19 protein-coding genes and 1 pseudogene are annotated in these 21,043 nt (G+C 67.4%); 10 read left to right on the forward strand and 10 right to left on the reverse strand.

Features of this window, described 5'->3' with window-relative positions:
* Nucleotides 1-22: 22 nt before the first annotated feature.
* Nucleotides 23-1,381, reverse strand: coding sequence for a M20 family metallopeptidase (locus AC1DGP_RS02370; RefSeq protein ID WP_441488401.1), 1,359 nt, complete (start codon nt 1,379-1,381; stop codon nt 23-25).
* A 182-nt stretch (nt 1,382-1,563) separates the two neighbouring features.
* Between AC1DGP_RS02370 and AC1DGP_RS02375 the strand changes: the two genes are divergently transcribed.
* A complete protein-coding gene (locus AC1DGP_RS02375; RefSeq protein WP_441507940.1) occupies nt 1,564-2,328 on the forward strand; it encodes a GntR family transcriptional regulator in 765 nt (254 codons plus the stop codon).
* Between the two features lie 134 nt (nt 2,329-2,462).
* On the opposite strand, the gene AC1DGP_RS02380 is transcribed toward AC1DGP_RS02375, so the two are convergent.
* Both AC1DGP_RS02380 and AC1DGP_RS02385 read right to left on the reverse strand, forming a co-directional pair.
* Nucleotides 2,463-3,722 carry a flavin monoamine oxidase family protein gene (locus AC1DGP_RS02380; RefSeq protein ID WP_441507941.1) on the reverse strand — a complete coding sequence of 420 codons (1,260 nt, stop codon included), beginning with the start codon at nt 3,720-3,722 and terminating at the stop codon, nt 2,463-2,465.
* Complete coding sequence (locus tag AC1DGP_RS02385; RefSeq protein WP_441507942.1) at nt 3,719-5,263, reverse strand: cation:proton antiporter; 1,545 nt, start codon at nt 5,261-5,263, stop codon at nt 3,719-3,721. The genes AC1DGP_RS02380 and AC1DGP_RS02385 overlap by 4 nt, the downstream gene beginning before the upstream one ends.
* 351 nt (nt 5,264-5,614) lie before the next feature.
* Here AC1DGP_RS02385 and AC1DGP_RS02390 point away from each other — a divergent pair.
* The 6 genes and pseudogenes from AC1DGP_RS02390 to AC1DGP_RS02415 all read left to right on the forward strand — a co-directional run bounded on the left by AC1DGP_RS02390 (nt 5,615) and on the right by AC1DGP_RS02415 (nt 10,018).
* A pseudogene (locus tag AC1DGP_RS02390) lies at nt 5,615-7,011 on the forward strand (metal-dependent hydrolase family protein).
* Between the two features lie 174 nt (nt 7,012-7,185).
* Entirely contained in the window at nt 7,186-7,659 is a 474-nt protein-coding gene (locus tag AC1DGP_RS02395) for a VOC family protein (protein WP_441507955.1), read from the forward strand.
* A 206-nt stretch (nt 7,660-7,865) separates the two neighbouring features.
* On the forward strand, nt 7,866-8,141 hold the full coding sequence (locus AC1DGP_RS02400) for an AbrB/MazE/SpoVT family DNA-binding domain-containing protein (RefSeq protein ID WP_441507944.1): 276 nt from the start codon (nt 7,866-7,868) through the stop codon (nt 8,139-8,141).
* Nucleotides 8,128-8,517, forward strand: a complete 390-nt coding sequence (locus AC1DGP_RS02405; protein ID WP_441488406.1) for a type II toxin-antitoxin system VapC family toxin — start codon at nt 8,128-8,130, stop codon at nt 8,515-8,517. Before AC1DGP_RS02400 ends, AC1DGP_RS02405 begins: the two co-directional genes overlap by 14 nt.
* A gap of 339 nt (nt 8,518-8,856) precedes the next feature.
* Entirely contained in the window at nt 8,857-9,321 is a 465-nt protein-coding gene (locus AC1DGP_RS02410; protein ID WP_441507945.1) for an Rrf2 family transcriptional regulator, read from the forward strand.
* Nucleotides 9,311-10,018 carry a methyltransferase domain-containing protein gene (locus AC1DGP_RS02415; protein WP_441507946.1) on the forward strand — a complete coding sequence of 236 codons (708 nt, stop codon included), beginning with the start codon at nt 9,311-9,313 and terminating at the stop codon, nt 10,016-10,018. The genes AC1DGP_RS02410 and AC1DGP_RS02415 overlap by 11 nt, the downstream gene beginning before the upstream one ends.
* 32 nt (nt 10,019-10,050) lie before the next feature.
* Here the strand turns inward: AC1DGP_RS02415 and AC1DGP_RS02420 are convergent, their stop codons facing one another.
* Complete coding sequence (locus tag AC1DGP_RS02420) at nt 10,051-10,632, reverse strand: LysE family translocator (protein ID WP_441507947.1); 582 nt, start codon at nt 10,630-10,632, stop codon at nt 10,051-10,053.
* 154 nt (nt 10,633-10,786) lie between these two features.
* On the opposite strand from AC1DGP_RS02420, the gene AC1DGP_RS02425 reads away from it, so the two are divergent.
* From AC1DGP_RS02425 to AC1DGP_RS02435, 3 genes are all read left to right on the forward strand, one after another.
* Entirely contained in the window at nt 10,787-11,722 is a 936-nt protein-coding gene (locus AC1DGP_RS02425; RefSeq protein WP_441507948.1) for a LysR family transcriptional regulator, read from the forward strand.
* 95 nt (nt 11,723-11,817) lie between these two features.
* The gene (locus AC1DGP_RS02430) at nt 11,818-12,588 is read left to right on the forward strand and encodes a class II aldolase/adducin family protein (RefSeq protein ID WP_441507949.1); all 771 of its coding nucleotides are present in this window, start codon (nt 11,818-11,820) and stop codon (nt 12,586-12,588) included.
* Between the two features lie 42 nt (nt 12,589-12,630).
* Nucleotides 12,631-13,584, forward strand: coding sequence for a Bug family tripartite tricarboxylate transporter substrate binding protein (locus AC1DGP_RS02435; protein WP_441507950.1), 954 nt, complete (start codon nt 12,631-12,633; stop codon nt 13,582-13,584).
* 137 nt (nt 13,585-13,721) lie between these two features.
* On the opposite strand, the gene AC1DGP_RS02440 is transcribed toward AC1DGP_RS02435, so the two are convergent.
* The 6 genes from AC1DGP_RS02440 to AC1DGP_RS02465 form a co-directional block, all read right to left on the reverse strand.
* On the reverse strand, nt 13,722-14,732 hold the full coding sequence (locus tag AC1DGP_RS02440; RefSeq protein WP_441507951.1) for an aldo/keto reductase: 1,011 nt from the start codon (nt 14,730-14,732) through the stop codon (nt 13,722-13,724).
* Between the two features lie 37 nt (nt 14,733-14,769).
* The gene (locus AC1DGP_RS02445; RefSeq protein ID WP_441507952.1) at nt 14,770-15,012 is read right to left on the reverse strand and encodes a hypothetical protein; all 243 of its coding nucleotides are present in this window, start codon (nt 15,010-15,012) and stop codon (nt 14,770-14,772) included.
* Nucleotides 15,013-15,091: 79 nt separating this feature from the next.
* Nucleotides 15,092-17,740 carry an AMP-binding protein gene (locus AC1DGP_RS02450; RefSeq protein WP_476831745.1) on the reverse strand — a complete coding sequence of 883 codons (2,649 nt, stop codon included), beginning with the start codon at nt 17,738-17,740 and terminating at the stop codon, nt 15,092-15,094.
* 307 nt (nt 17,741-18,047) lie between these two features.
* Complete coding sequence (locus tag AC1DGP_RS02455) at nt 18,048-18,452, reverse strand: leucine zipper domain-containing protein (protein WP_441504517.1); 405 nt, start codon at nt 18,450-18,452, stop codon at nt 18,048-18,050.
* 188 nt (nt 18,453-18,640) lie between these two features.
* The gene (locus AC1DGP_RS02460; protein WP_441488414.1) at nt 18,641-19,813 is read right to left on the reverse strand and encodes an acyl-CoA dehydrogenase family protein; all 1,173 of its coding nucleotides are present in this window, start codon (nt 19,811-19,813) and stop codon (nt 18,641-18,643) included.
* On the reverse strand, nt 19,810-21,042 hold the full coding sequence (locus tag AC1DGP_RS02465) for a dihydrolipoamide acetyltransferase family protein (RefSeq protein WP_441504518.1): 1,233 nt from the start codon (nt 21,040-21,042) through the stop codon (nt 19,810-19,812). Before AC1DGP_RS02465 ends, AC1DGP_RS02460 begins: the two co-directional genes overlap by 4 nt.
* Nucleotide 21,043 lies beyond the last annotated feature (1 nt).

Here is a 21,043-nt window from a genome sequence, read left to right on the forward strand (position 1 = left end):
CAGCTTCGGGATATGAGAGGGGTCAGGCAAGGTCGGGGTTGAGCTCGGGCCTGAACTCGGCGGCGAGATAGGCGAGCACGGCGCGCGCCAGCGCGATGATGTCGGAGACCGTCGTGTACTCGCCCGGCGCGTGGATATTGCGGTCGGGGCGGCCGAGCCCGCCGAGCAGCACTTCCGACCGGCCGGTTGCGCGCTGGACCCAGCCGAAATCAGAGCAGCTCGCCGCGCCCCAGCGGCGGAAATCCTCCGGCGCATAGCCGAAGCCCGCGCCGACGGCGGCCTGCCAGCGCGGCCAGTGCGGCCCGGCCGGATCGCTGGTCGGAGCGAGATGTCCGATCAGCGCCGTCTCGACGGTCAGGCCGGGGACGGAAGCGACGGCGCGGCGCACCGTCTCCTCGATCTCGGCCAGCGCGTCCTCAAAAGCTTCCTCCGGCATGTAGCGGCGGTTTAGCGTGAGTTCGAGCAGGGCCGGCACCTGCCCGCCGGCCGTGCCGCCGCCAATGGTCGCGATGTTGAGCTGCGCGGCCAGTGCCGGTTTTCCCGGCGGTGGCGGCAGTGCGGACAGGCGGGTCGCCACCTCCGCCTTGAGACCAGCCAGCGCGTTCAGCAGCGGCAGCGAACCCTCGATCGCGTTGAGGCCGCTGCCGCGCCGGTTGCCTTCGCCGGCATGGACCGCCTGCCCGCGGACCCGCACCAGCAGGTTGAAGAGCCCGAAGCAGCCGGCCCAGATGCGCGCCTCGGCGCTGCCGTTGAAATTGATGATGGGAGCGTGGAGCCTGCCCAGCTCGGCGCCGACAGGGCCGTCGAGCCGGCCCTGCTCTGCGAGATAGCGGATGCCGGGATAGAGGCCGCCCTCCTCGTCGGTGCAGAACAGCAGCATCGGATCATAGGCGAGTGCGATGTTGCGGGCCTTGGCCGCCCGCAGCGCCAGCAGCACGGCTGCGATGCAGCCCTTCATGTCGGCAGCGCCGAGGCCGATCAGGCGTTCGCCATCGCGGGCCATCGAGAGCGGATCGGTCGTCCAGCCCGGTGCGGCCGGGACCGTGTCGACATGGAAATAGAGCCCGCAGACCGGCTTTCCGGTCTTGGCGGTCGCAATCAGATTCGTCCTGGTGCCAGCGGCCGGGCCGTTCGGGACACGCCAGAGCTCGTCCGGCACATCGACGCGCTCGGTTTCCAAGCCGAGCGGGCGCGTCAGCGCCTCTATCAGCGTCGCGAAGTCGCCATAGCCCTGCCCCGGCGGAAATGAGGTATCGACCGCGATCATCGCTCCGAGATCGGCGATCGCCGCCTCGACCGCCTCAGCAATCCAGGCGCCGGCGCGCTCCAGCCCCGCCGTCTCGCGCACAGCCTCGCGCGCCTCCTGCCCGTCACGGCTCATCGGACCGCCCTGCCCCGGCGCGGTGGCTGGGCGGCGCGGACGCGATCTGCCATGGAGATGGCTGAGGTAGCGGAGTGCATGGCCATTGGCGCTCAAGCAGCTTTCATATAAACTATATAGAAATAGGACTCAGCCTCATGCCTCCTGTCAATGCCAAAAAAGCGACCGCGCCTGCCGCGGGATTGATCAGCGGCGGCGACGTGGCGTCCACGCTGCCGAACCTCGTCTCCCTCGATTCCGCACCGCTCTATGAGCGCGTGAAGCGGCATATGTCGGAGGCGATCCTCGTCGGGGAATGGCAACCCGGCATGGTGCTGCCCAACGAAACCGCATTGGCGCAAGGGTTTGGCATCGCTGTGGGCACGGTGCGCCGGGCGATGAGCGACCTCGTTGCCGAGGGTTTGCTGTCACGTCGGCGCAAGACCGGCACGGTCGTCACCGGCCGCGCGCCGCATCATTCGCTGCGCTTCTTCTTCCAGTATTTCCGTCTCCACCGGGCTGACGGCAGCCTGGTGCGGTCGACAAGCCAGTTCCTGACGGTAGAGACGCGGCAGGCTACGCCCGAGCAAGCCCAGCGCCTACAGATCAGAGCTGGCGGTGTGGTCGCGATCCACCGCATTCGGCATGCGGACGGCCGCCCCGTCATGCATGACAAGTTGCTGCTCGCAGAAGAAAGAGTCCCAGGCCTACCCCGCGAGCCGGCAGCTCTGCCGCCGCTACTCTACCTTCATCTGCTGGAGCATTACGGCATTCGCATCTCAGCAGTTCGCGAGCAGATTACCGCTGAACTTGCCAATGATGAGGACATCGCCCTCCTCGATCTCGCCGGGCCGGAAGCAGTGCTCGCCATTGACGAGGTCGCCTACGATCAGGCGGGCCTGCCGACCATTCTCGGCCGGCATCGCGCCAGTACGCGCGCGCATGCTTACATCAATGAGGTTCGGTAGGCGCCGCAACCGGGCATGGGAGGGTCGGCCAAAAGCTGACGTTGGGTGCCTGCACGGGCTATATCGGTTGGCGGCCCATCAGGACGCGAACGTCCTGGCCAACGGTCAGCGCCTTCCTTGGGTGTGGCAGCGATTTACCCATCGCGCCGCAGATGGCCACCGTTGCGCGCGAATTGACGGCCGCCCAAAACGCCCTCCGCCGCATCGAGCCCCGTCTGATAGGCCCCGTGCGCAGTCGAGAAATCCTGCGTTGAACAGGCCTCGCCCGCGAAGAAGATGCGCTCGTCCCATGGGCTTGCCAGAATGGCGCGCGCCTCGACGCAGCCGGGGAGCGCGTGGCTGTAGGAGCCCCTGATGAAGAGCGATTTCGCCCAACGCGTCTGGGCGACCGGTTTCAGCCGGCGGCGGATGCCGGCGCCGAAAAGGCCGGCGAGCTCGTCCTTGGCGAAGGCGACCATGTCCTCGCCCGATTCGAGTTCGCGCGCCGCGGCGCCGCAGATGAAGCCCTCGATCAAGGGTCGGCCGAACGGGCGCAAATGGTAGCTGCCGGTCTTCGCTTCATGCGGGTTTCCCAGCACCTGCGTGTCCGGCTCCAGATCGTCCGGGCGGTCGATCGCGAAGGAGACCTTATCGGCGAGGCCGAGCGGCAGGCGGGACGCCGCCTCGATGTGGTCGGCAAGCGCCGCCGGCAAGCGGATTGCGCCTGAAGCCAGGACATCGGTCGAGACCGTGATGATCGCAGCCCCTGCCCTGATCGTGCCCGAGCCCGTGACGATGGCGAGTTGGGATTGGTCAGCCTCGATTGCCGAGACGGGCATGCCGAGCGAGATCGGCAGCCCGGATGCCGCCCTGGCGATGAGCGCGCCATAGCCCTCGATGACGCGCCAGTTCACGCCCGTATCCGCATCGGCGAAGGCGAGATAGTCGCGGATCGAGAGCGTCTCGAGGTCAGTTCCGTTGATATAGCTGCTGACGGCCTCGAGATAGGGATTCCAGGTGCCGCCCTCCTCCAGCAGATCGGAGGCCCGGTCAGTCTCGGCCGGGGCCTGGCGCAGGCGCTGCTCGAAGCCGGCGAAGGCGGCGCGGGCCGCCATCTGATCGGCGGCGGGGAAGCCGATATTCCTGAACTGGCGCCCCCAGGGCGGCAGCGTCCTGTCGATGGTGAAGCCGAGATCCGGCGCCAGCGCGGTCCAGGGATTGCGCTCGGCTGAGTGCAGCCAGCCACAGCCGAGATCGATCGGCAAACCCTCGTGCCGGATGGTCCAGGCGCGGCCGCCGACCCTGTCGCCGGCCTCGATGACGGCGAGCGACAGACCGGCTTCGCCAAGCCGTCGCGCTGCCGCGATCCCGGCCGCGCCGGCGCCGACCACGACGACATCGAGTTCCGCGCTCATTCGACCGTCCTTGCTGCTGCGCCCAGTTCCAGCCAGTCGAGCTCTTCCTCGAGCCGATGGAAGGCATCGTCGCCGATCGTGCCGTCGCGCCGCAGGGCCAGCGCCTTGTCGCGCGCCGCGGCGAGTGCATCGCGCCGGAGTTGGTTCTGCGTGGTATCGAACTCGTCGCTGTCGCGCGTCTGCGCGAGCATGTCGTCATATTCGCGGCGCACCGCCAGCGCGGCCTCCGACGGCGCATCGCGGATCGTTGCAATGGCCGCCTTGAGGGCGAGCTTTCGCGCCATGCGAAACTCGCGCTCGACCGGGCGGTCGTCCCGCGGCGACAGCCGGCGCAGCAGCAGCGGCAGGGTCAGCCCCTGGATCAACAACGTCCCGACCACAACTGTGAAGGCGCAGAGCAGGATCAGGTCGCGGTGCGGAAAACCGCCCGGCAGGGCATAGGCGGCCGCAAGCGTGACGATGCCGCGCATGCCGCACCATGCGATGATCAGGCCATCGCTGCCAGCCGTTGACGCCGGGCGCGTCTCGTCCTTCGCGCCCTCCGTGGCCCGGCGCGTCAGTTTCGCGATCGCCTGATAGGTCATGACCCAGCTCAGGCGCACGATGATGACGGTTGCCAGGACGGCCAGCGCAATGACGGGAAAGGCGCCGATCTCACGCGGGCTGAGATTGGCGAGGATAGGCCGCAATTGCAGGCCGATCAGCACGAAAGCCAGGGTCTGGAGCACGAAGACGGTCGTCTCCCAGACCGCATAAGACGGGATGCGAAGGCGCGCGCTGGTGCGGGCGGGCGCGGTGCGCGCAATCACCATGGCATAGACGACGATGGTGATGATGCCCGACAGATGCAGCCGCTCCGCCAGGATCCAGACCCCGAATGTCGTGATGAACTGCAGGATGATGGCGCTCGGCGGGTCCTTGAACGCGCCGAGGAAGCGGACCAGCGACCAGCCGAGAAACGCGCCGAGCCCGATACTGCCGATGACGACGAGGCCGAAGGTCGGCAGCGCCGAGGCTGGCGAGAAGCCCCCGACGAGCACGGCCCCGACGGCAACGCGATAGATCAGCAGCGCGGTCGCGTCGTTCAGCAGGCTTTCGCCTTCCAGGATGACGAGGAGCCGATGCGGCGGGCGCAGGCGGCGCAGAACGGCGGTCGCCGCGACAGCATCGGGCGGCGCGACGATCGCGCCGAGCGCCACGGCGGCGGCCCAGGGCAGATCCGGCACCAGCCACCGGGCGACCGCCGCGACCGCGACCGTCGTCACCCCGACGGCAACGACGACGAGACTGCCGACGGAGAGCCAGTTCCGGCGCAGGTCGCGCGGCGAGGTATCGAAGGCGGCGTCGAGCAGGATCGGCGCGACGAACAGGGCGAGCACCAGTTCGGGATCGAGCGCGAATTCCGGTGCGTTCGGAACCAGCGCCAGCGCCGTCCCGGCGACCGCGAGCACGACCGGATAAGGCACGCCGATGCGCCGCGCGCCCGCCGAGAGCAGCACCGCCCCCAGCATGATGGCCAGGATCGACTCGAAGAAGATCATCGCCGGATTTTGCGCGGGGCCGCCGGCATTGTCGATTGGCGGGCAGATCAGTTTGGCGGCAAGCCCGATCGCAGGAGGCGGACCGCAGGATGAGCGCGGCTGAGGCCGTCACGCGCATATCCTCGCGCCCCTGCCCTGCCGCTGCGGGCAGCCTGCACTCTGGCGGATGACCGGAGCGCCATGACAGGAACGCGCTAGAGCATCGGACCGAAAGGTGGAATCCGGTTTTCGGAAGAATCCGATGCTCGAACAAAGAGCGAGATCGCCGCTCCTGTCCGAACGGACGCACGGCGATCTGGGCTGGCAGTTTGCATCCGGGCTCTCCTGGGATACGCCTTTAGGCCTGTGGGCATGGCGTTCCCCCATCTGGCTTCGGGAGGTTGCAGCGTGGCACTTTTGACCCGACGGCGTTTCGTCGCCTCACTTCCGGCTCTGGCATCCGCGCTGGCATCGCCGCTGCGCGCGCAGGTCGGCACCCCGACAGGCACCGGCACGACACTGTTCCAGGACGTCCGCATCTTCGACGGGACGGGCAGCGGGCTCTCGGCACCGTCGCATGTGCTCGTCCGCGGCAATCTGATCGAGCGCATCGCGACGGCCCCAATCACTGCGGAGCCCGGCACCGTGGTCATCGCGGGCGGCGGGCGAACGCTGATGCCGGGGCTGACCGACATGCACTGGCACGCGATGCTGGTGCGCTCGACGCCGTCGCAATCGCTCTTCGGCAATCTCGGCTTCAATTATCTGACGGCCGGCGCCGAGGCGACGAGACCCTGATGCGCGGCTTCACCACGGTCCGCGACATGGGCGGCCCGTCCTTCGGCCTCAAGCAGGCCATCGATGGCGGCGTGCTGCCCGGGCCCCGCATCTATCCCTCCGGTGCGGTCATCACGGTGACCAGCGGGCATGGGGATTTCCGCCAGCTGACCGACCTGCCGCGCGCGCAGGGCTCACTGTCGCGGATGGAGCAGGTCGGCGGCAGCATGGTCGCCGACAGCCCCGACGAGGTGCGCATGCGGGTGCGCGAGCAGCTGATGCAGGGCGCCTCCCAGATCAAGCTGACGGCCGGCGGCGGCGTCGCCTCGCCGTTCAGCCCGCTCGATGTCTCGACCTTCACCGCAGACGAGCTGCGCGCCGCCGTGGAGGCCGCCGAGAACTGGGGGACCTATGTCACCGTCCACGCCTACACGCCGGCGGCGATCACCCGCGCGATCTCCGTCGGGGTGAAATGCATCGAGCACGGTCACTTGATGGACGAGGCGTCGGCTCGGCTGATCGCGGAAAAGGACATCTGGCTGAGCACGCAAGCCTTCCCGGACGAGATGGCGGAGGCCTTTCCGCCGGGCTCGGGCGAGCGGGCCAAGGCCTATACCGTGTTTGCCGGCACGGAGAAGACCTTCGCGCTGGCGAAGAAATACAAGCTCAAGCTCGCCTTCGGCACCGACATCCTGTTTTCGCCGCAGCTTGCGAAGCGGCATGGCGAACTTCTCGCCAAGTGGACGCGCTGGTTCACCCCCGCCGAAACCCTGGCCATGGCGACCAGCACGAATGCGCGGCTGCTCGAACTGTCCGGCCTGCGCAATCCCTATCCGGGAAAACTCGGCGTGGTTGCGCCCAACGCCCTGGCCGATCTGCTGCTTGTCGACGGCAATCCGCTCGAGAACATCAATCTCGTCGCTGATCCGCACCGGTCTTTCGTCGTGATCATGAAGGACGGCAAGATCTACAAGAATGCGCTGCCGGGCTGAGGGCCTAAGGCGGCTCTGATGCCGCCATAGTCTTTCCTGCCCTGCTGGCGGAACCCCGATGGGGCCAGGGCATTCCAAGGTCGTGGGGGACTTTTGACGAACCGTGAACCGCCTTCGTCTGCGTGGAAACCAGGCCGGAACTGGCCGTAAACAGCGAAAGGACAAGCCGTGACGATCGCCAAGAACACGATCTGCCTCTGGTACGACAAGGACGCGGAAGCGGCCGCCCGCTTCTACGCCGAGACCTTTCCGGACAGCGCGGTGGGGGCCGTCCGCCGCGCCCCGACCGATTTCCCCTCCGGCAAGGCGGGCGACGTGCTGACGGTCGACTTCACCGTCGCCGGCATCCCTTGCCTCGGCCTGAATGGCGGGCCCGCCTTCAAGCATAACGAAGCCTTCTCGTTCCAGATCGCCACCGACGACCAGCAGGAAACCGACCGCGACTGGAACGCGATCGTCGGCAATGGCGGGCAGGAAAGCGCCTGCGGCTGGTGCCGGGACAAATGGGGCATCTCCTGGCAGATCACGCCGCGCGTGCTGACCGAGGCCATGGCGGCCGGCGGCGAGGAAGCAAAGCGCGCCTTCACCGCGATGATGACCATGAAAAAGATCGATGTCGCCGCGATCGAGGCGGCGCGGCGCGGCTGAGGCTCGCAAGGGGGTTTTGCCCATTGTAGCCCCGCCGGCCATTGCGATACCGGGTCGTGTCCGGCGCAGATCCAGAGACGCTGCGTCGCGCTGGCGCGGCGGGCGCAGCTTGGGGATGCCGGATCCCCGCCGCGGCTCGATCCCGCTTGAAGGCCAGCCCATGCGGCATTATCTTACCATCGTCTTACCCACGGCATTTGGACACCATGGCAAGCGCGCCGAAATTGACAACGACGGTCTCCACGAAGGGCCAGGTCATTCTGCCCAGCTCCATTCGCCAGCGGCGCGAATGGGGGGCCGGAACGCGCCTCATCGTCGAAGAGACACTCGATGGCGTGCTGCTGAAGCCGGCTCCTGCCTTTGCGGAGACCCAGCCTCAGGACGTCTTTGGCGTTCTCCCGCCTGTCGGCAGGGCGAAGACGCTGGAAGAGATGGCGGCGAGTGTTCTGGCTGAGGCAAAGCGCCGGCATGCTCGCGATTGATACCAATCTGATCGTTCGCTACCTGACGGGCGACCATCCCCGGCAATCAGAGCGCGCGCGCATTCTGATCGACGGACAGCCGGTTTTCGTCGCGCAAACCGTGATGCTCGAGGTCGAATGGGTGCTGCGCAGCGCCTATGAGTATGATGCGGCCGATATCACCCGGGCCTTGAGAGCCTTTGCCGGCCTTCCCACAGTGACGGTCGAAGACGGCGCGGTGGTCGCTGCTGCCTTGGATCTGACTGAGCGCGGCATGGACTTCGCCGATGCCCTGCATCTCTGCAAGTCGGCCCATTGCGAGGGTTTCGCGACGTTCGATCGCAAGTTCATCACATTGGCGAAGGCGGCGGGCTATCGGCAGGTGCGAGAAGCCTGACAGGCAGGTCAGCGCGCGCCCCCAAACGAAAACGGCCCCGCATCACTGCGGAGCCGTCTTCCGTCGGGAGCTCACGCGGGGAGCTCGACCTTGGATGCCGCAGGTCTGACCAAGCAGGCCAGGAGCGAGCGGCCCGACTGCCTTACGACCTTCTGCTGCGCCGGGCCAGCGCCATAGCCGGCCACGATGCCGCAGTTGACGCCTCTGAGCTTCTCGTTTCCCCGCAGCGGTCGGTCGCCGCTCTATCCCCGGCGACGGCATAGCCGTCAGGACGGCGCCCCTGCCCTGTCCACGCGGAGGCTCTTGACGCCGCCTCAATCACGCAACATATGAAGTTACATGAATCGCGACAGTCGTTTGTCCGGGGTGCTGCACGTGCTGCTGCACATGGCGGACCAGAACAGCCCCGTGACCTCGGAAGCGCTGGCGCGGATGATGCGGACCAATCCCGTGGTGATCCGGCGGGTCATGTCGGGCTTGCGCGACCAGGGCTATGTCCGTTCCGAGAAGGGTCATGGCGGCGGTTGGACAATCGCCCGAGACCTCGCCGAGATTACCTTGCGCGACATCTATGACGGCATCGGCTCGCCCGCCCTCTTCGCCATCGGCAACCGCAGCGAGGCGCCGGCTTGCGCCGTCGAGCAGGCGGTCAATGCGGCGCTTGATGGCAGCTTGCGCGAGGCGCAGGCGCTGTTGCTGGCCTCGCTCGAGACCGTGACGCTGGCAGCCTTGAGCGCGGATTTCCGGCAACGCCTGGCGCAACGCGCGCGGCTCCAGCCCGAAGGATCCACCTGTGTCGACTGAACGCGCGGCTCGCGAAGAGCCCTTCCTCAGGAATTTTTCCGATCCCGAAGCCGTCTCGCGCTATGCAGAGGGGCCGCGGCGTTTCGTGCCCGGTCTCGACGCGCTGCACCGGATGACCGGCCTGCTGCTGGCAGAAAGCGCCCCCGACGACGCGAAGGTGCTGGTGCTCGGGGCGGGCGGCGGCAGCGAGATCCGCGCGCTTGCAGAGGCGCATCCCGGCTGGAGCTTCGTCGGGGTCGATCCGGCAGCCGCGATGCTGCGCCTCGCCGAACGCACGCTGGGGCCGCTGATGGATAGGGTCACGCTGGTCGAAGGCTATATCGACGATGCGCCGGCCGGCCCCTTTGACGCGGCGACCTGCCTGTTGACGCTGCATTTCCTCGCCGCGCCCGAGCGCGAACGGACGGTGCGCGAGATCCACGCCCGGCTTCGCCCCGGCGCGCCCTTCGTCGCTGCACATGCGAGCTTTCCCCAGGGCGCCGACGAACGCGAAACCTGGCTCGATCGCTATGCCGCCTACCCGATCGCGTCCGGCGCCGATCCCGAGCAGGTGCAGCGCGCCCGCGCGGCCGTCGCGGCCAGCCTGCAAAGCTTCTGCCCCGAACAGGACGAGGAGATCCTGCGGGCCGGCGGCTTTGCCAATGTCAGCCTGTTCTACGCAGCCTTCACCTGGCGCGGCTGGGTCGCGAACGCCTGAGGGGGGCACGGTCCGAGAGCGGACGGGGCCCGTCAGAGCGAAACCAGAGTCCGCGCGGCCATCATGCTTGCCAGCAGGCCAAGCACGGCTGCGCTGGCGCGATAGCCGATCCTGGCCCTGGCCGGGTCCTGCAGACTGCGCTGCAACGTGCTGCCAAGCAGCACCCAGCCGAAGCCGATCGCGACGATCTCCGCCGACAGCAGGGCGAGCCACGGCAGCAGCGCCGGGAACCCTGCCGGGGGCAGAAGGGTGGAGGCGAAGATGAGCCCTTTCGGATTGAGCAGCGTCGTCAGGAACACGCGGGCGAAGGTGATCGAACGGCCGTGAGCGAGAGGCAGGCTGCTGCGCTGCCAGAGCGCCGTTGCCAGGTAGACCAGATAGAGCGCAACGCCTGCCTGGAGCGCCGTTGCGACGATCGGCCGGGATGCGATGAACGGTCCCAGGGCCAGGCGCAGGATGGCGATCGCCAGGAGATAGCCGAGGAGCTCGGCTGCAAGCAGGGCGGCGGACCGGCGCCAGCCGATCTCCGCGCCGGAGGTCGCGAGAAGCGTATTGGTCGGTCCCGGCGTCGCCAGAAGCGAGGCACAGACCGCGATGAAGGCGAGCAAGCTCATGCCGAGCTGATGCCGCAGACAGGCCCTCCCCGCCTTGATCTCGATCAGATTCCTGCGGTTCGCCCAGGCCGCCGCTCGAGCGCGGCAGACTCGTCAGAGCAAGCGCCTTCGTGGCAGGGTTCGCCGTCCGAAGCAGCCGATCCCGGAGCGGGCGTTGAACCTCCGCCAACTCACCTATTTCGTCCGTGTGGTTGAGGCCGCCAATATGACGCGCGCGGCCGATGAGCTGCGGATCGCGCAACCGGCGCTCGGCATGCAGATCAAGCAGCTCGAGGAAGGCCTCGGCGTCACGCTGCTGACGCGCCATTCGCGCGGCGTCTCCCCAACCGCCGCCGGCGAAAAGCTGTTCCGGCGCGCCGTCGAGATCCTCGACCTCGTCGCGCTGACGCGCCGTGAACTGCGCGAGGACGCACGCGAGGCCGTGCGCTTCGGCCTGACCCCGAGCCTGATGCAGATCATCGGGCCGGAGCTGCTGTTACGGATCTCGGAGCGCGCGCCTCACCTTGCCGTCAGCCTGACCGAAGAGATGAGCCATCTCCTGGTCGACAGCCTGCATCGGGCCGAGCTCGACCTGATCCTGGCCTATGAGGTTCCGGACGCACCGGGCTGCTGGAGGCGCGCCCTCTACCAGGAAGACCTCGTCCTCGTCACCGCGACGGGAGACCGGGACACGGCCCCCATCAGCTTCACCGAGGCTCTCGCCCATCCTCTCATCCTGCCGGAGCCGCGCGATGGCGTGCGCTCCCTCGTCGAGAAGACCGCCACCGAACACGGGCTCGTCCTCCGGCTCGAACACGAGGTCCGTTCGATTTCCGGCATCAAGACGCTGGTCGCGCGCGGGCCTGCGGCCGGCATCCTGCCCTATGGCACCGTGCTCGCGGAGGTCGCGGCCGGAACCTTGTCGGCCCGCCCGATCATTGCACCGGTGCTCAGGCGCACGCTCTACCTCGCGGGCTCCCGCAAGGCCGGGCAGCTTGCCGCGCTCCCGATCATCCGCGACGCCGTTGCTGCGGCGATGACGACGCTGTCGGCGGCGGTGATCGGGTTGGGGCACCCGCTACCGGCCGCCGAGCCACAACAAAACGCTTAGCGCTGACCTAAGCGCTTCGCATTGGATTTCGTCCGGCAGAATGAGTGACCCTGCCGCGACGGCGCAGATCCGCGCATTTCAATCGAGGGCGTCCCATGCTGTCGAACGCGCCTGCCGGAGCCAGCGAGGCTCCGCTCCCACAGGGCACCCGGGAGCTTGATGCGGTGGTCGCCGAGATCGTTCTCGCGAGCCGCATCCTCGCCCGCGAAGGCATCGTCGACAGTTTTGGACATGTCTCGGCGCGCCATCCCGATCGCAGCGATCATTACCTGATGCCCAGAACCCGCGCGGCCGAGCTGGTGGCGCCCGAGGATGTGCTGGTCTTCGACCGCGAGGATGCCCTCGTCTCGGTGACGCAGGCCCGCATCTTCGCCGAACGCAGCATCCATGGCGCGATCTACCGCGCACGCCCGGATGTGCAGGCCATCTGCCACCACCATGCGCCGGCGATGATGCCGTTCTGCACGAGCGATGCCGAACTCGTTCCCGTCTTCCATCTGGGCGCGACCATGGGCGCGACCGTGCCGCTCTGGGACAGCCAGGACGAGTTCGGCGACACGAACCTGATCGTCTCGACGCAGGCGCAGGGGGATTCGCTTGCGCGTGCCCTTGGGGCAAACTGGACCGTGCTGATGCGCGGCCACGGCGCCACCGTCGCGGGCCGCTCGCTCCGGGAGGTGACCTTTCGGGCGATCTACGGCGCTCGCAATGCCGAGGTGCAGTTGAAGGCCGCCCAGCTCGGCGCGGTTCGCCGACTGACGACCGCCGAAGCGCTCTCTGCCGCCGAATTCAACCTGAAGCCCTTCGCCATGGACCGCGCCTGGGAGCAATGGACCCGGCATGTCGACGCGCCCGGGCCCTTCTGAGCACCGACCCAACGACCCTGAACAACTGGATGGGAGGTCACCATGTCCGAGCCGATGTCTCGCCGCGCCGCCCTGGCTCTCCTCGGTGCGGGCTCTCTCGCCCTGCCGGCGCTCGCCCAGAGCCAGACCGGCTATCCCACCAGGCAGATCCTGCTGATCGTGCCCTACCCGGCCGGAGGCGCGGTCGATCTTGCCGCGCGGCTCGTCGCCGAGAAACTGCGCCTCGAATTCGGCCAGCCGGTCGTCGTCGAGAACCGGGCCGGCGCCAACGGCATGGTCGGGGCAGCGGCCGTCGCGCGGGCAGAGCCTGACGGCTACACACTGCTGATGGCGCCGCGCGAGGTCTTTGGCATCAATCCGATCCTGATGCCGCAGCAGGCTCTCGATGGCAAACGGGACTTCGCCTATGTCGGGGTGGTCGCGACGGGCCCCTATGTGCTGGTCGTAAATCCCGGGCTCGGCGTCGGCAGTTTCGCCGAGTTCGTCGCCCTCGCGAAGCAGCGCGAGCTGCCCTATGCCAGCTTCGGCAAGGGCAGCATGGCCCATCTCAACATCGAGGCGCTGGCACGCAGGCTCGGCGTCAGGATGGTGCATGTGCCCTATCGCGGTGCGCCGCCCGCCGTCACGGCGGTGGCGACGGGCGAAGTCGCGCTGACCATCTCCACGCCGCCGGCCGCGCTCTCCCTGATGCAGGACGGAAAGCTGAAGGCGCTCGCCGTCGGGAACGAGCGGCGGCTGCGCGACATGAGCGAGGTGCCGACGATGACGGAACTCGGCCTCTCCGATGATCCGCTGATCCCGAATTTCTTCGGCCTCGTTGCCCCCGCCGGGACTCCAGCGCCGATCGTCGCGCGCCTGAATGCGGCGGCCGCGCGCGCGATCATGGCTCCCGAAATCGCGACAAGGCTCGCGGCCAGCGGGCTCGACCCCGCTCCCGGCTCCCCCAGGACATGGCGCGCCTGGTCACCGGAGACATCGAGCGTTTCGGCCGGCTGATCCGCGAACTGGATATCAAGGTCACGGAATAGTTCACCGGACAGGAAATCGGATCCGGTGCGATGACCTAACCTCTTGTGTTTGCATGCCTTCGATTTTTCATCCGGCGAGACGGCAGCCGTCAGCTGCCTGACATGCTACGCGCCGGGCAAGGGCGCGTCGGGATGGACCAGCCCGGCCTCCCGCAGCTCCCGCCAGAACGCGGCAGGCACCACCTCCTGCAGCGCAGCCCGGTCTTCGGCGATGCGGCTCGGCTGGCTGGCGCCGGGGATCACCGCAGCGACCGCGGGATTGGCGAGCGAAAACTGCAGGCCGGCCGCCTTCATGCTGACGCCGTGGCGGTCGGCGATGGCCTTGATGCGCGCGACCTTGGCGCGGATCTCCGTCGTCATCGGTGCGTATTCGAAGTTCGGGCCGCCGACCAAGGCACCGGAGCTGTAGGGGCCGCCGACGACGATGCCGAGCCCGCGCTCGGTGACCAGCGGCATCACGCGCTGGAGGGCGCGCGCATGGTCGAGCAGCGTGTAGCGTCCCGCCAGCAGGAAGCCGTCTGGGCGCGGACCGTCGAGCCCGAGCAGCAGCTCGATCGGCTCCACCCGGTTGACACCGAGGCCCCAGCCCTTGATCACGCCTTCGTCGCGCAGCCGGTCGAGGGCCCTGAAGGCGCCCTTGCGCGACGCCTCGAACACGCCGAGCCATTCGTCGCCGTAGAAATCCTGGGCGACATCATGGACCCAGGCGATCTCGATACGATCGGTCTTCAGTCGCTTCAGGCTGTCCTCGATGGACCGCAAAGTTGCGGCCTCGGAATAGTCGTTCACGATCCTGTTGGGGCGGCCATGCTTGAAGACCTCGCCCTTCTCGCCGAGATCTCGCGCACTGACATCCTCGATCTCGTCGAGGATGACGCGGCCGACCTTGGTGCTGATGACGTATTCGTCGCGCGGCCGGCCATTGAGCGCCTCGCCCATGCGGATTTCGGCGAGGCCGGCCCCGTAAAAGGGAGCGTTGTCGAAATAGCGGATGCCGTCCTTCCAGGCAGCCTCGACCGTTGCGAGCGCCTCCTGCTCGGGAATGTCGCGGAACATGTTTCCAAGCGGGGCGGCGCCGAAGCCGAGCTTGCCCGGAAGAATATCCTTGAGTGACATGGTTTGATCCTTTCGTTGGAATGCCCGGTCGCGTCAGTCAGGCAACCCGCAGGGCGTCGAGCACGAACGCACAGCGGTCCGCGAGGTCGGCAATCCCTGCATGGTACAGGATTTCGATCCGGCACAGACGCGGCGGCTCGTGACCATCGCAGCGAACAGCTATGTGGTTGCGCCCGGCATCAGGCTGCGCCTCATGCTCTACGGCACCGATCTGGCCGAGACCGGCGCCATCTCCGGCACGGCTGCGATGGTGCTGGGTCGCATCGTCGGCCAGCGCCACATGAGGCCGGGATGCCTCGCCTGCGCCGATACCTTGAGAGCGTCGCCGCTGCCGAGGGAAACGTCCACCGGAGGTTGCCCTATCCGCCGCTCGCCAGGAAGGCGTGCTCGATCAAGGGGCGGTTATGGCCGAGGTGCGGTTCAATCAGCATATCGAGATGCCCGCCGACGATCGGKACCACGTTCAGATCGGTGAAGAGCTCGCCCCAGCCCAGATCTAACGGAACGCCGGGCCGTCGKCATCGAAACAGGGTGGCGGCTATCGGCAGCGCGGTTTTCGGCTGGCGGAGCCAGTGGTCGAAGGCGCGCATGCGCAGCACCTCCTCGAGCTCGAGGCGCAGAATGAAACGTGGCCGGGCGAGGATCTCCCATTTCAAGCGCTCGATGCCGCTGGCGAGCTGGGCCTCTGCGCCGAAACGGGCAAAGATCTTGGCGACGGCCCGCAACATCATGCGATCGATGGTCACCCGGTGCGCCCGGATGCGCTGCGCCGTGCGGGCCAGGGTCTCAGCGTAGCTGTGATGCCCGGCGCCGATATTGGTGTCGAGGATTCCCAGGAAGGTGACCGACCGGCCCGCCGCGACGAGCGTGGAAGCAACCTCGAAGGCGACGCCGCCGCCCAGGGAATAGCCGATGAGCTTCACATTGCCCTCGGGCTGGGCATGGTTGATCTGGTCGACAACGGCATCGACCATCCGGGGTATCGTTCCCTGTCCGGCCAGCAGGTCCTTCAGGTTCTCGTAGCGCACGGCGACAACCCGGGCGACCTTGCCCATCTCCAGCCCGAAGGCCGCAAGGCTAGGGCCGTAGCCGATCGATCCCGGCACGATGAACAGGACGGGCCGCGTGTCGGAGGGGGCAGGCGGATGTCTCGTCGCCTCGTCGCCGGACGCTGCCCTGACGATATCGGCAAAACTCATGTCGATGGTGAACAGGTCCAGATCGAGTTCCCGCCCAAGCGCCTCCTCGAGTTCCATGACGAATTGCAGCAACTTCAGGGAATCGCCACCCGCTTCATCCCAGCGGCTGCCTGCCGCTCCCTTGCCCTGGAGTATCCGTTCCCAAAGGGTCCCGACCACCGCCTCGACAGCATGAGGGTTTCCCATTTGTCGGGATTCCGGAGCGTCATCGTTGTCCTTGGGCGGGCGCAGCCCGCCATCCAGCTCCCGCAGCCGGATACTGTCGATCTTCCCGCCCCGAAGCCGTGGCAATTCGGCAAGACTATGCAGCCGCGTCGGATGGACGGCGGCCGGCAGCGACCGCCTGATCAGCGCGCGCAATTCTGGAATCAGGTCCGTGCCCGCCTGTTCGGCGGGAACGACAAAGGCCACCAGTTCGTTTCCGTCCGTCACGACCGCGACGGCATCGCGGATGCCGGGCGCGCGCCGCAGGACAAGTTCGAGTTCGGCCGGCTCGACGCGCCGTCCATTGATCTTGATCTGGCGCCCTTTGCGTCCAACGACCCGCATCAAGCCGGTTTCGTCCACTGTGACGAGATCGCCCGTTGCGAAGAGCCGAAGCTGCGGATCGGGCAGGCCCGCCTGAAGCGGGAGATTTCTGCCGCGTTCCCAGTATCCAAGGGCGACGTAGCTGCTGCGGAGCAGCAGCTCGCCCTCCTGCCCTGGAGCGACCGGATCTCCGTTCTCGTCGACCACGGCATAATCAACGCCGGGCAGGACGAAACCGACCGGAACCGTTGCACCCTGTTCCGGATAGTCCCTCGGCAGGAACCACTGTGTTCCCGTACTCTCGGTCGACAAATAGCTGATCTGGATGAAGCAGGTCTCCGGCACCGCCGCGCGGAGGCGATCGATATCGGCCCAGAGCACCCTTTCGCCGCCGACCCGCACCACGCGGAGCGAGGCAAACGTGTCGGGCTGGGCGCCATTCATCAAGACGCGCAACAAGGCAGGCACGAGATAGGCGACCGTCACCTGCCAGGTCTGGAAATGCTCGCGAACGGCGCGAATGCCGGCGCTCTCGACATCCAGCAGATACAATGTCGCGCCGCAGAGCATCGGCGTCATCATTTCCCGGCATCCCGCGATGGTCGCAGGCCCGGTCAGCGGCATGAAGACATCATCGGGGCCGATATGGCCGGCGTTTACATATTGCTGAACACGCTGGAGGAGCGCGCGTTGGCTGTTGACCACGCCCTTTGGCGTTCCGGTGCTGCCCGATGTGTAGAGAACGATGGCCGGCGCATCGACGGAGATCTCGGATTGCGACAGCGGGACCCTGCCAGGCGGCGCCTCCGCGAGACATTTTGCCGGGTCGATCCATTGCAGCGGCACCGCATCCGGCCAGTCCTGCGGTTCGCCAGGGCCGACCCTCACGATGGCCTTTAGGCGCGCATCCGCCGCAATGGCCGCCAGGCGCGGCACCGGGTCCCGCGGATTGAGCGGCACCGCGGGCCTGCCGGCGCGCATGGCAGCCAGCATGGCCACCGGGTACCAGAGGGCGTTGCCGAGAAGCAGTCCGACCGTCTCTCCGGGCGGGACCGCATCGGCGATGACGGCGGCGAGGATCTGAACCGCGTGCAACAACCGCAGAAAGGTCAGCGATGTCGTGCCGTCACTGAGCGCGATCTTGTCTGCGTGCTTCTGGACAACTCGTTCCAGATGTTCGAACGCCGGTGCGTCCGAAAAATCGTCGCTCATCTCTGCGAAGGGATGGCTGGTGGGGCCGTCCCTGTCGAGGGCGCGCGCCGATGCCCCTGCCCAGGCCACATCGTCCAAGATGCTGTTTCGGACGGTCGTTGCGTCCTGCGGCCTCCCATCACCTGGAATGGACCGCACGGCATGAGAAGGCGAACCTTCTGAACGTCGGCGCCCGATCGCTTCCAACATTGCCCCCATTGTTGACCGAGTTCTGCCGCATTCTGCGTTGCCGCTGCGGCAACGGCATCGTCAGAACGAATGAACCCGACGGGGGGCCTGCCGGCGGCGTTCGCATCTCCTCAAATCCTGTTCGGGCGTGGCTCCCCGGCTGCCGGTGCTGGCCGGACAGCCCGCATCGCATCGGTGCTCAGCGCCCCTAGATGTGGAGCGTCAACAGGTTGTCCTCGTCGCGAGCGAGTCTGCTGATGGGTGTCTTGGCCTGGATTCCGCCGTGGGGGCGATGCCAGTTGTAGTGATGGAGCCAGCGCGGCAGCTCTTCGGCTCTGCGCTCTGAGTGGCCGCTCAGCCGCTGGCGCCGCAGTGCGATGATCTGCTCGACCTGGCCTGCCGGCGTCGGGCGATGCAGCCGGTGCGGACGCGACGAGCGGTCCGCCAGCCCGGCCATGCCCTCGGCGGCGAAGCGGGCGATCCATTTATGGACGGTCTTGAGGCTGACGCCGGCCGCCTTGGCGATCACGCCAGAGGCCGTGCCTGCCGCCGCCATGCGCACGATCCGCTCTCGACCCAACTGCGTCAGACGGGCATTCTTGTGGATGTTCATCCGGTCCTCCTTCGATGGAGACTGAAGCTTCGCAACCTCAGCTTCCTCGCTCGGGACCGGATGGACAACCTATTGAGAGCTCACACCTACATCATCAGACAGGGAAATCGTATCCGGTCCGATGATCTAACCCTTTGTGATGGCATCGGCTTTCCCGAGAACCGCAATCCACTTTTCGGGCCGATGCCCTAGTAGGAGCGCGGCAGCCCCAGGTCATGCTGGGCGACATAGTTGAGGATCATCTCCTCCGAGACCGGAGCGACGCGGAACAGGCGCGCGTCGCGCCAGAGCCGCTCGACATGGTATTCCTTCGCATAACCCATGCCGCCGAGGGTCTGGATGGCGCGGTCCGTCGCCAGCCCCGCGGCGTGGCCGGCAAGCCATTTCGCCATATTGGCCTCGCTGCCATAGGGCTTGCCCTGGTCGTAGAGCGCCGCCGCCTTCTGGTTCATCAGCCTGGCGCATTCCAGCTGGATATGCGCCTCGGCGAGTGGGAACTGGATGCCCTGATAGGAGCCGATCGCCGCGCCGTTGAAGATCTTGCGTTCGCGGGCATAGTCGGCTGCAAGCCGGATCGCGAGTTCGGCCGTGCCGACCAGCCCGGCCGTGGTGACGATGCGCTCGGTGTTCAGCACGTCGAGCAATTCGCGAAAGCCGCCATCGAGCGTGCCGACGAGCTCATGCCCCTCGACGCGCACATCCTCGAAGAACACGGCGCTGGAGGGCAAGGTGTTGGTGCCGACCTTCTCGATCGCCTGATGGGTCAGCCCCGCCCTGTCGACATCGATGAGGAAGAGACTGATGCCGTCGGTCTTGCGGCTGACCTCCTCGAGCTTGCGGGTGCGCGCGACGACCAGCATCTTCGTGGCCTGGGGCACCGCGGTGATCCAGATCTTCTGGCCGTTGAGGCGCCAGCCATTGCCGTCAGTGCGGGCGAATGTCTTGAGCGCGAGCGAATTCGTACCGGCATCCGGCTCGGTCAGCGCCATCGCGAACAGCGCGTCGCCCGCCACCAGCGCCGGCAAGAGCTCGCGCTTCATCGCCTCGGTGCCGAAGCGGCTGATGGTCACCCCGCCAAAGACCGGATTGCACATGAACATCTGGCTCAGCGTCGACCCGCCGGCCGCCGCGCAAAGGTTCTCGACCGCGATCGCGACTTCGGCCATGCCGAGCCCGGCGCCACCATATTCCTCCGGGATCGCGATGCCGCAGAGCCCGGCCGCGCAGATCTCGCGCCAGACGGCGCTGGGAAATTCCTTCTTCGCGTCGAGCTCGCGCCAGTAGTCCAGGCCGAACTTTTCGCCGACCCGCCGCGCGGTTTCCGCCAGCATCTGTTGCTCGTCGCTGCGGTCGAAATTCATGCTGGCCTCCGCTCCGCCGCGCGCTGGCGCAGCAGCCGCAACGGGTTTTCAAGGGTGTTGACGATGTGATCGAGGAAGCGCGCCGCCCGCACGCCGTCGAGCACGCGGTGGTCGCAGGAGAGAACCAGACCGATTTCGCGCCGCAGGCTCGGCAGGCCATTCGCATCCGGCCGGAAGACCGGCTTCTGCGCCGCGACGCCGAGAATGGCCGACTGGCCGGGATTGATGATCGGCACGAGATGCGAGGCGCCGAACATGCCGACATTGGAGACAGAGATGGCGCCGCCTTCGAGCTCGGCGCTCGCGAGGCGTCCGGAGCGGGCGCGGGCAACGAGATCGCCGCACCCGTCAGCGACCGCATCCAGGCTTAGGTGGCCGGCCTCACGAAGCACCGGCACGAGCAGGCCCCGTTCGCTGTCGACCGCGAGCCCGACATCCGGACTGGCGAGCTCGATGATCTCGTCCTCGGCCCAGAGCAGGTTGCAGGCCGGCATCTCGACCAGGGCCCGGCCCACCGCCGCCATGATGAAATGCGTGATGCTCAGGCGGGTCTGCCCGCCGCTGCCGTTCAATTCCTCGCGCAGGTCCAGCAGCCGCGAGATATCGGCCTCGGCATGAACGTAGAAATGCGGGATCGTCTGCTTGGACAGGGTCAGCCGGCGCGCGACGATCCTTTCCATGGTGCTGGCGGGGCGTCGCCGGTCGGACGTCGCTCGCACGGCCGGAGTCGGTCGGGCGTTCGCCTCGGTCGGTGCGATGGTCGCTGCCAGAGCCGCCTGGACATCGGCCTGCTTGATCCTGCCGCGCGGGCCGGAGCCTGCGACCAAGGCCAGGTCCAGGCCATGCCGGCGGGCGATGCGCCGCGCCAGCGGCGTCGCGATCACGCGATCCCCCGCAACTGGCGCGGGCACGGACACCGGTTCCGGTGCCGGCTTGGCCGCGGTCATCTCCGGAGCTGCGGCCTTCTGCACCCCGGCAGCCGGGGCCGCGCCGGCCCAGGTTGCGAGCACGGCGCCGACAGGGACCGTCTCGCCTTCCGGGATCAGGATTTCGCCGATGCTGCCGGCCTGCTGGGCCTCGATCTCGGTCGCGATCTTCTCGGTCTCGACGATGAACAGGATGTCGCCGGCCGCAACCCTGTCGCCCGGACCGACGCGCCAGGACGCGAGCAGGCCCTCGGTCATGGTCAGGCCGAGCTTGGGCATCACGATGGGGGCGGCGCTCGACATG

Source organism: Allobosea sp. 05T433, assembly GCF_056396065.1.

Bases quoted from the DNA above. Each gene is read 5' to 3' on its own strand.
- AC1DGP_RS02370 (WP_441488401.1), bottom strand. From the start codon at position 1,381: ATGAGCCGTGACGGGCAGGAGGCGCGCGAGGCTGTGCGCGAGACGGCG.
- AC1DGP_RS02380 (WP_441507941.1), bottom strand. From the start codon at position 3,722: ATGAGCGCGGAACTCGATGTCGTCGTGGTCGGCGCCGGCGCGGCCGGG.
- AC1DGP_RS02385 (WP_441507942.1), bottom strand. From the start codon at position 5,263: ATGATCTTCTTCGAGTCGATCCTGGCCATCATGCTGGGGGCGGTGCTG.
- AC1DGP_RS02400 (WP_441507944.1), top strand. From the start codon at position 7,866: ATGGCAAGCGCGCCGAAATTGACAACGACGGTCTCCACGAAGGGCCAG.
- AC1DGP_RS02405 (WP_441488406.1), top strand. From the start codon at position 8,128: ATGCTCGCGATTGATACCAATCTGATCGTTCGCTACCTGACGGGCGAC.
- AC1DGP_RS02410 (WP_441507945.1), top strand. From the start codon at position 8,857: ATGAATCGCGACAGTCGTTTGTCCGGGGTGCTGCACGTGCTGCTGCAC.
- AC1DGP_RS02420 (WP_441507947.1), bottom strand. From the start codon at position 10,632: ATGAGCTTGCTCGCCTTCATCGCGGTCTGTGCCTCGCTTCTGGCGACG.
- AC1DGP_RS02430 (WP_441507949.1), top strand. From the start codon at position 11,818: ATGCTGTCGAACGCGCCTGCCGGAGCCAGCGAGGCTCCGCTCCCACAG.
- AC1DGP_RS02435 (WP_441507950.1), top strand. From the start codon at position 12,631: ATGTCCGAGCCGATGTCTCGCCGCGCCGCCCTGGCTCTCCTCGGTGCG.
- AC1DGP_RS02440 (WP_441507951.1), bottom strand. From the start codon at position 14,732: ATGTCACTCAAGGATATTCTTCCGGGCAAGCTCGGCTTCGGCGCCGCC.
- AC1DGP_RS02455 (WP_441504517.1), bottom strand. From the start codon at position 18,452: ATGAACATCCACAAGAATGCCCGTCTGACGCAGTTGGGTCGAGAGCGG.
- AC1DGP_RS02460 (WP_441488414.1), bottom strand. From the start codon at position 19,813: ATGAATTTCGACCGCAGCGACGAGCAACAGATGCTGGCGGAAACCGCG.
- AC1DGP_RS02465 (WP_441504518.1), bottom strand. From the start codon at position 21,042: ATGTCGAGCGCCGCCCCCATCGTGATGCCCAAGCTCGGCCTGACCATG.